Here is an 8,694-nt window from a genome sequence, read left to right as displayed (position 1 = left end):
GGTCTGGACCACTGAGCCCGGCGTCCAGCTCTATACCGGTCAGTATGTGACGCCGCGCACCGGGCTGGAAGGGCGGAACTACAAGGCCTTTTGCGGTTTCTGCCTCGAGCCGCAGATTTGGCCGGATGCGCCGAACCGGCCCTATTTCCCGCAGGCGACGCTGTGGCCGGGCGCGATCTACCACCACGTCACGGAATACAGATTCCGGCTACCTTAGCCTTCGAACGCCGCCCGCAGCGTCTCGAACGGCGCCAGTGCGCCACGTACCTGCACTACGGCGGCGGCGACACGATGGGCATGGCGTGCGGCTTCCAGCGGTTCGTGACCGGCAAGTCGAGCCGCAAGATAGCCGCCGTTGAAGGAATCGCCGGCGCCCGTCGTATCAGCGGGAGCCGCGACATGGATCGCCGGCACGTCGCGCAGCGTTCCTCCCTTGGCGATCAGCGCCGGCGCTTCGCCATTCTTGACGACGACCTCGCCAACCAATTTCCCGATCCGCTTAGCGGTCACTTGCGGCGTCGCATCCTCAAACAGCATCTGCTCGTCGGGAAAGGTTGGTAATGCGATATCAGTGACGGCAAGGGCTTCGACGATCGCTGCCTGCGCCTCCTCGCGCTCACGCCAGAGCCGCGGCCGGTAGTTGGGGTCGAAGGCGATAAGGGAACCAGCCGAACGCGCCTTGGCGACGGCCGCCAGCAACGCAGCGCGCGCGGCTTCGTCCAGAATTGCCAAAGTGATTCCGGAAAAATAGACAAGTGCCTGGTTTTCCAGGTTTTTCGATAATGCGGCCGGGTCCGAGGCAAGCTGCCGCGCGGCGGCGTCGCCACGCCAATAAGTGAAGGAGCGTTCGGCTCCCGTCAGCGTGATGGCATAGAGGCCGGGCCGCGCGCCCGCTATGAGCGGGCTGGAGCCGATGCCAATGCCGTTTTCAGCGAAGAAATCGATCTGGCCTTGCGAGAACGGATCGTCGCCGAAGGCCGAGACATAGGTTGCCGGCCGCTCGGTGCTCAGCGCGTGCAGCGCCCACAGCGTGTTGAACGTGTCGCCGGCAAAGCCCATGCGCCAGTTCGGTCCCGTCTGGCCCGACAGTTCGAGCATGCATTCGCCGATCGAGGCGACGCCGTTTCCCGCCATCTACAATCCTCCAGTGATCCCGGTGCTGTAGCTTTTTGCCACCGGCAGCGCCATGCTTGGCAAGCAGGGTTTTTTCCGTCACAGCGTTTTCCCACAGGCTGGCGGGATGCGATCCGTCCGGCAGAGCGTTGTCTGCGGAAGAGGAACCGGTTTGGCATCGATATGGCGTTATCTTCTGGCGGGTCTTGGTCTGGCTGCCTTGCTGGTCGGCATTCTCGCGGTCGTCTTCCTGACGGCGCCGCGGTCGTCGCTGCCTGCCGGCCCGGATGTCTCGCGGACGAAGAACACCGCCAACGCGCTGTTCGTGGCCAGCTTCGCGCCGGAGCGGGGTGTCGTACGGCAGGGCGAACTGCAATCCTGGCTGCTGACCTTGAAGACAAAGGCAGGAGTTCCGGTGGAAGGTGCCGCGATCGCGATTTCGGGCGGCATGCCACTGCACAGTCACGGCCTGCCGACCAGCCCGCAGGCGACCGACTATCTCGGCGACGGGCGTTATCGAATCGAAGGAGTGAAATTCACCATGAGCGGCTGGTGGCAGTTGCATTTCGCCATCTCGGCCACCGCCGGCTCCGACACGGTGCTCTTCAGCGTGGTGCTGTGAGCAGGACATGAGGCGGCTTTCGCGTTTTCTGGCGCTGATGCTGGCCGTTGTCCTTGCCGGTTGCACGAAGCCGGATTTTTCCGACGCCGAAAAGACGACCATCGCCTCGCTGGCGCTGTCGTCGCTGCCGGCGCTCAAGCCCGACACCACCAATCGTTTTGCCGACGTGCCGGCGGCTGCCGCACTCGGCTCGACGCTGTTCTTCGACCAGGGCATGAGCGGTGACGGGTCGATATCCTGTTCGACATGCCACAAGATCGACCGCCAGTTCCAGGACGACCTGCCGCAGGCGGTCGGGGTCGGCCGTACCAGCCGGCGCACCATGCCACTGGCCGGCGTCGCGCGCGATCCCTGGTTCTTCTGGGATGGCCGCCGCGACAGCCTGTGGGCGCAAGCGCTGACGCCGCTCGAAAACCCGCTGGAGCAGGCGGGAAACCGCACCGCCTACGCGCATTACATCAAAGCGCGCTTCGGCGAACGCTATGAGCGCATCTTCGGGCCGCTGCCCGACCTTTCCGGCATGCCGTTGGATGCCAGCCCGCTTGGAAACGATGTCGAGAGGGCGGCCTGGAATGCCATGAGCGGCCCGCAGCGTGACGCTATCAACGGCGTCTTTGCCAATCTAGGCAAGGCGATTGCCGCCTTCGAACGCTCGATCGCGCCGGCGCCAACGCGCTTCGACCGCTTTGCGCTGGACCTCGCCACCGGTGCCGAGCCGAAGGGCGATGCTGTCTTTTCCAAACAAGAAATCCTTGGGCTTAAACTGTTCATCGGCAAGGCCAATTGCGTGACCTGTCACAACGGCCCGCGCTTCACCGACAACAGCTTCCACAACACCGGCGTGCCATCCGTTGCGGGCCTGCCGCCGGATCGCGGCCGTATCGATGCCGTGCACCAAGTCGAGGCGGACCCGTTCAACTGCTTCGGCGCCTATCGCGATGGCGACGCCAGCGCCTGCGGCGAGTTGCGCTTCATGGTCAAGGATGCGCCCGAACTCGTTCGCGCCTACAAGACGCCATCGCTGCGCGGAGCGGCAACGCGGCCGCCCTATATGCATACCGGGCAGTTTTCGTCGCTCGACGAGGTGGTGGCGCACTACGCCAAGGCTGCCCCCAGCGTCGAAGGGGTATCAGAGGTTCACCCGCTGGAGTTGTCGGATCGCGAGCGCGGAGCGCTGGTGGCGTTCCTGAAGACGCTGGCGGAGTGAGGTTGCCGGCGATAGGAATAGTTGAGCGAAGCGAGGCGAGTTGGTGCTGAAGCGAGCAAAGGAGGTTCTATGAGCCGGAGTATGATTCCCGTCGAGGAAAGCCGCCAAGGAATGGTTCAAGGATTCAAAATTCGCTGCCCAATATGAGGCATTGGAAGAAGAATTCGCAATCGCAGAGGCTTCGATCAAGGCTCGGTGCGAGAAACAGGAAGCCAAAGTCGTGGGGCGACCGCTGAGCGCCTAATTCCTTAAGCACGGACCGCATGCTTCGGCGATTGGCGCAAACATCCATCGCTTCGTCATCCTGGGGCGTAGCAAGGAGCGAAGCGACGCGGCGCAGACCCCAGGATCCATGCCGGGACTCGGAAGCGCTGCTGCGGTGCGGAATTCTGCTCCGCTGCATTCTTCGGCCGAGGTCGCGGCATGGATCCCAGGGTCTCCGCGACGGAGCTTCGCTCCTGCTTCGCCCAGGGATGACGAAGTTGGGGAGGCTTCAGCCATCCCTACGCTCTACCGATCCTTGACCGTCTCCATGGCCACGAAGGTCGAAGTCTGGGCGACGTGGGGCAGGGCTGAGATGCGCTCGCCGAGGACGCGGCGATAGGCGGCGATATCCCGGGTGCGCACCTTCAGCAAATAGTCGAAGCTCGACGCCATCATGTGGCACTGCTCGATCTCCGGCACGGCCTGCACGGATCGGTTGAAGGCATCGAGCGCGGCGGATCGGGTGTCGGACAATTTCACCTGGACGAAAGCGACATGGCCTTCGCCCATGCGCTCGCGGTCGATGATCGCCTGGTAGCCTCTGATATAGCCGTCCTTTTCCAGCCGCTTCACCCGCGCCTGCACCGGCGTCTTCGACAGGCCGACCTTTGCCGCCAGTTCCGACATGGAAAGCCGGCCATCGCTTGCCAGCGCCGACAGGATGTTCCTGTCGATGCGGTCCAATTGGTCTTCTATCATCGAAAATGCAGTCCATATGTCAAGTCTGAGCTGCCAGGATAAATCGAATGACCTGCAATGTCGATTTCTTCGGACCGACTGAAAATTCACACTTGTGCTAGCTTGCGCCATTCGGTCCGGTGACCGCCGGCCCGATCCCCTTTGCTCGATCCACGGGACCGCCATGCCAGCGCTTGATGCCATCCGCCAGCAGATCCGCGCCAACTACCTGCCCGACGAAGACGAGGCCGTGAAGCGACTGGCCGAGACGACGGGCCTTTCAGTGAAAGACCGCAAGGCGATCTCGGCACGGGCCGCCGATCTGGTGCGGGCGGTGCGCGGCTCGTCGGATCCTCGGCTGATGGAAGTCTTCCTCTCGGCCTATGGTCTCTCCACCAAGGAAGGCGTGGCGCTGATGTGCCTGGCCGAGGCGCTGTTGCGTGTGCCTGACACCGAAACGATGGACGACCTCATCGCCGACAAGATCGCGCCGCACGACTGGTCGGCGCATTCGGGCGGTTCAAGCTCCATCTTCGTCAATGCCTCGACCTGGGCGCTGATGCTGACCGGCCGCGTCCTCGATGAGGGCGAGGGCGGCATCGAGGGCACGCTGCGTTCTATGGTGCGGCGGCTCGGCGAGCCGGTCATCCGCAAGGCGGTGGCCGCCGCCATGCGCGAGATGGGCGAGCAGTTCGTGCTCGGCCGCACCATCACGGAAGCCGTCAAGCGAGGCCGGCCGATGACGCAGAAGGGCTATCTCTACTCCTTCGACATGCTGGGCGAGGCAGCCCGCACCGAGGCCGACGCCTTGCGCTATCACAAGGCCTATGCCGACGCGATTTCGTCGCTCGATTCCGGCTCCAACGGTCCTGACATCAGGCAGAACCACGGCATCTCGGTCAAGCTTTCGGCGCTGCATCCGCGCTACGAGGTGGCGCAGAAAGACGAGATGCTGCCTGTGATGGCAGACCGGCTCCTGTCGCTGGCGCTGGCCGCGCGCCATTCGCGCATGGGCCTCAACATCGATGCCGAGGAGGCCGACCGCCTCGATCTGTCGCTCGACGTCATCGAGCGGGTGCTGGCCGAGCCGGAGCTCGCCGGTTGGAACGGCTTTGGCGTGGTGGTGCAAGCGTATGGGCCACGCGCGGCCTTCGCCATCGATTGGCTCTATGCGCTGGCCAGGAAATACGACCGCAACATCATGGTGCGGCTGGTCAAGGGTGCCTATTGGGACACCGAGATCAAGCGCGCGCAGACGCTCGGACTGTCAGGCTATCCAGTCTTCACCCGCAAGACCAACACCGACGTTTCCTACATGGCTTGCGCGAAGAAGCTTTTGTCGATGACCGACCGCATCTATCCGCAATTCGCCACCCACAATGCCCACACCGTCGCCGCCATCTTGGCGATGGCGGACAATCGCGATTCCTTCGAGTTCCAGCGCCTGCACGGCATGGGCGAGGCGCTGCACGAGACGGTGCGCCGGTCCGAAGGCACGCCCTGCCGCATCTATGCACCGGTCGGTGCGCATTCCGATCTGCTGGCCTATCTGGTCCGCCGGTTGCTGGAGAATGGCGCCAATTCCTCCTTCGTACACCAACTGACCGACGAGGACGTCGAGCCGGAGGACATTGCGCGCGATCCGCTCGAAACGGTCGAGAGCCAGGGTCCGGCCGCCAATCCGGCGATTGCCCGGCCTTCCCAGATTTTTGGGGTCGGGCGACGCAATTCGAAAGGATTCGACATCACCGACACGGTGACGCTGGCGGCGATCGACAAGGCCAGGGCGGCCTTCGCTGGGCCGGATCGTTGGCATGCCAAGCCGATCACCCGTGCCGCCGGCTACGGCAAGCAGCGTCCGATCGTCAACCCGGCAAAGCCTTCCGAAGTGGTCGGCACGGTCAGCGAAGCCGCCGCAAAGCAAGTCGCGACCGCCGTGCGCTTTGCGGTGGAAGCGCAGCCGGCCTGGGCAAAACGTCCCGTTGCCGAGCGCGCTGCCATCCTCAATCGTGCCGCCGATATCTATGAGGCGAATGCGGTCGAGTTCTTTGCACTCGCCACCCGCGAGGCCGGCAAATCGCTGGCCGACGGCGTCGCCGAAGTGCGCGAGGCCGTCGACTTCCTGCGCTACTACGCCACCGAGGCGGCCAATGCGGAGGCGGGCACGCAAGCGCGCGGCGCCATCGTCTGCATTTCACCGTGGAATTTTCCGCTCGCCATCTTCACCGGCCAGATCGCGGCCGCGCTCGTCACCGGCAATTCGGTCATCGCCAAGCCGGCCGAGCAGACGCCGCTGATCGCCTTCCGCGCCGTCGAATTGCTGCGCGAGGCCGGCGTGCCGGAAGATGTCATCCAGCTCCTGCCCGGCGACGGCCCGTCGGTCGGTGGCCCGCTGACCGCTGACCCGCGCATTGCCGGCGTATGCTTCACCGGCTCGACCGAGGTTGCCAAGCTGATCGAGAAGCAGCTGGCCGAGACGGCCGAGCCCGACGCCATGCTGATCGCCGAGACCGGCGGCCTTAACGCGATGATCGTCGATTCCACCGCGCTGCCCGAACAAGCGGTGCGCGATATCCTGGCCTCGGCCTTCCAGAGTGCCGGCCAGCGCTGCTCGGCGCTGCGCGTGCTCTACGTGCAGAAGGACGTCGAGAAGAAGATGCTGGAGATGCTGAAGGGCGCCATGGAGGCGCTCAATGTCGGCGATCCCTGGCGGATTTCGACCGATGTCGGCCCGGTCATCGACGACGAGGCACAGACCTCGATCCGCGAGTACTGCACGAAGATGGGCCTGCAGGGCCGGCTGATCGCCAAGCTCGAAGCGCCGAAGGAAGGTCGCTTCGTCGCGCCCCACGTCTTCCGCGTCAAGGGTATCGAGGATATGGAGCGCGAGGTGTTCGGGCCGGTGCTGCATGTCGCCAGTTTCGACGCCGACGAGATCGACGCGGTCATCGCCGCCATCAACCGCAAGGGCTACGGCCTGACCTTCGGGCTGCACACCCGGATCGAGGGCCGCGTGCAGCATTTCGTCGACGGCATCCACGCCGGCAACATCTATGTCAACCGCAACCAGATCGGCGCCGTCGTCGGTTCGCAGCCGTTTGGCGGCGAGGGGCTTTCAGGCACCGGTCCGAAGGCCGGCGGCCCGCACTACCTCCGCCGCTTCCGCAAGGGGCCGGAGGCTGGCACCCATGTGCAGGATGGCCACAAGGTCACGGCGACCGAACTTGCCGACAATCTGCCGGATCCCGCACTTGGCGGCTGGTCGACGCGGCCCGACCGGATCGCCATTCTGAGGAAGCATCTGCGCGGCAAGGGTGCTGCGGCCATTGGTGCGGCCGCCGGCATCGATTTCGGCCAGGTCGACCTGCCCGGGCCGACCGGCGAGGCCAACACGCTGTCGCTGTCGCCACGCGGACGGGTGCTGTGCCTTGGTCCTGACGGCGATACGCTGCTGGCGCAGACGATCCAGGCGCTCGCCGCCGGCAATGCCGTGCTGGCCGTTGCGCTAGGTGCACCGGCAGCCCTTTCCGCGTTGACCGGCAAGGGCCTGCCGCTGGCCGCCATCGACGGCCGGCCGGATCCGGTCGAGGCGCGCGCGCTACGCGTCGACGTCGTCGCTTTTTCAGGCACGTCCGAGGCCGCGCGCATCGTGCGCAAGGTCATCGCCGACCGCTCCGGCCCGATCGTGCCGCTGGTCACGGAGGTGCTCAACCCGGCGGCTTATGCGCATGAACGGGCGGTCTGCGTCGACACCACCGCCGCGGGCGGCAATGCGAGCTTGCTGGCCGGGGCCTGACCCCCGGTCAACTTTTGTTTTTATGCATGTCGTTGTCCCAAAACCGGGACCACTTTTGGACGACATGCATTACGCGCCTTCGACGACCGAAAAACCCTCGAACTGGGGGTGGCCGAGATAGTGGACCTTTGTCGTGCCGACATTCCTGTGGGCGGCGCGGAAATTCTCGGACTTGGTCCAGGCGATAAAATCGTCGTGGCTGGCCCACACCGTGTGCGACGCGAAAAGCGTGTAGCCTTCGGTCTCGTTGACCGGGCCGCGCAGCAGATGGAATTCCCTAAACCCCTTCATCTCAGCAAGGCTGGAATCGCGGTTCTTCCAGACGGCTTCGAAGTCGTTCTCCGAGCCGGTCTGCACCTTGAAGCGGTTCATTGCGATGTACATGGCGGTTCCTTTCGTGCGGATGTTGATGATTGGCGGCTGCAGCGTTTGTTCTGCGCACATTCAAAATGGGCCGATTTCGGTCTCGAACTCCAAATTTGCGCTTGCTGCCTGCGGTGGAATCGGAGGGAAGGGGGCTGCCTTGCGGACAATGCCAAGCGCTGCCTGATCGAAAGCCGCCGATCCTGAGGTTTCCAGAATGCGCAACTCGTTTATGTTGCCCTTCCTGCCTATGACGAATGTGACAACCGCATTGTTGCGTGCCGCCAGCTGTAGGGAAGGCGGGAGGGTGCGATTGACGCTGCCGAGATTTCTAAAAACATCGCCGCGGTAGTTGTCTTCCGCGGCCGTGCCTGCCTCTTTTTGCCTTTTGCCCTTGCTGGCTGCTTGCGCCGACCGGTCCTCGCCATCCGCCGTGCCGCGCTTCTCATCCGCCATCTTTGAAGGGGCAGCTGCCGGAGTTGGCCTGGCTCTAGGGATCGGAGGCCGCTCCGGAACGGCGACAGGCGCTTCCGTGCTCTCAGGCTGAACGGTCAGCTGCGCCGGCGTTTCGGTCTTGGGAGCCACGCTCTGGCCATCGGGGCGTGGGACACCGGCCACCAATATGTCTGGGGCAACCGTCTGCTGTTTGAC

At 64.3% G+C, this 8,694-nt stretch carries 7 protein-coding genes and 1 pseudogene; 4 read left to right on the top strand and 4 right to left on the bottom strand.

What is annotated here, in order from left to right:
- Positions 1-217 (top strand): annotated as a pseudogene (locus EN906_RS13725) (galactose-1-epimerase); the annotation flags it as partial.
- Here EN906_RS13725 and EN906_RS13720 read toward each other — a convergent pair.
- Positions 214-1,134, bottom strand: coding sequence for a sugar kinase (locus EN906_RS13720; RefSeq protein ID WP_127272010.1), 921 nt, complete (start codon positions 1,132-1,134; stop codon positions 214-216). The pseudogene EN906_RS13725 and the gene EN906_RS13720 overlap by 4 nt on opposite strands.
- Before the next feature lie 151 nt (positions 1,135-1,285).
- Between EN906_RS13720 and EN906_RS13715 the strand changes: the two genes are divergently transcribed.
- Together EN906_RS13715 and EN906_RS13710 are read left to right on the top strand one after the other, a co-directional pair.
- A complete protein-coding gene (locus tag EN906_RS13715; protein ID WP_127375217.1) occupies positions 1,286-1,735 on the top strand; it encodes a FixH family protein in 450 nt (149 codons plus the stop codon).
- A 7-nt stretch (positions 1,736-1,742) separates the two neighbouring features.
- The gene (locus tag EN906_RS13710) at positions 1,743-2,942 is read left to right on the top strand and encodes a cytochrome c peroxidase (RefSeq protein ID WP_127272012.1); all 1,200 of its coding nucleotides are present in this window, start codon (positions 1,743-1,745) and stop codon (positions 2,940-2,942) included.
- Between the two features lie 510 nt (positions 2,943-3,452).
- Here the strand turns inward: EN906_RS13710 and EN906_RS13705 are convergent.
- Positions 3,453-3,905 carry an Lrp/AsnC ligand binding domain-containing protein gene (locus EN906_RS13705; protein ID WP_127270518.1) on the bottom strand — a complete coding sequence of 151 codons (453 nt, stop codon included), beginning with the start codon at positions 3,903-3,905 and terminating at the stop codon, positions 3,453-3,455.
- A gap of 163 nt (positions 3,906-4,068) precedes the next feature.
- Between EN906_RS13705 and putA the strand changes: the two genes are divergently transcribed.
- A complete protein-coding gene (gene putA / locus EN906_RS13700) occupies positions 4,069-7,680 on the top strand; it encodes a bifunctional proline dehydrogenase/L-glutamate gamma-semialdehyde dehydrogenase PutA (protein WP_127328132.1) in 3,612 nt (1,203 codons plus the stop codon).
- 69 nt (positions 7,681-7,749) lie between these two features.
- Here the strand turns inward: putA and EN906_RS13695 are convergent, their stop codons facing one another.
- Both EN906_RS13695 and EN906_RS13690 read right to left on the bottom strand, forming a co-directional pair.
- Complete coding sequence (locus EN906_RS13695; RefSeq protein WP_027039045.1) at positions 7,750-8,064, bottom strand: antibiotic biosynthesis monooxygenase; 315 nt, start codon at positions 8,062-8,064, stop codon at positions 7,750-7,752.
- Positions 8,065-8,124: 60 nt separating this feature from the next.
- A complete protein-coding gene (locus tag EN906_RS13690; protein WP_245484245.1) occupies positions 8,125-8,499 on the bottom strand; it encodes a TonB family protein in 375 nt (124 codons plus the stop codon).
- Between the last annotated feature and the right edge of the window lie 195 nt (positions 8,500-8,694).

The sequence above is a fragment of the Mesorhizobium sp. M7A.F.Ca.CA.004.06.1.1 genome (assembly GCF_003999135.1).
Lineage (GTDB): Bacteria > Pseudomonadota > Alphaproteobacteria > Rhizobiales > Rhizobiaceae > Mesorhizobium.
Note: the sequence above shows the minus strand (reverse complement) of the source record. Positions and strands in the feature narration are given on the sequence as shown.

Coding starts and splice junctions, on each gene's coding strand:
- EN906_RS13720 (WP_127272010.1), bottom strand. CDS start 1,134: ATGGCGGGAAACGGCGTCGCCTCGATCGGCGAATGCATGCTCGAACTG.
- EN906_RS13710 (WP_127272012.1), top strand. CDS start 1,743: ATGAGGCGGCTTTCGCGTTTTCTGGCGCTGATGCTGGCCGTTGTCCTT.
- EN906_RS13705 (WP_127270518.1), bottom strand. CDS start 3,905: ATGATAGAAGACCAATTGGACCGCATCGACAGGAACATCCTGTCGGCG.
- putA (WP_127328132.1), top strand. CDS start 4,069: ATGCCAGCGCTTGATGCCATCCGCCAGCAGATCCGCGCCAACTACCTG.
- EN906_RS13695 (WP_027039045.1), bottom strand. CDS start 8,064: ATGTACATCGCAATGAACCGCTTCAAGGTGCAGACCGGCTCGGAGAAC.
- EN906_RS13690 (WP_245484245.1), bottom strand. CDS start 8,499: ATGGCGGATGAGAAGCGCGGCACGGCGGATGGCGAGGACCGGTCGGCG.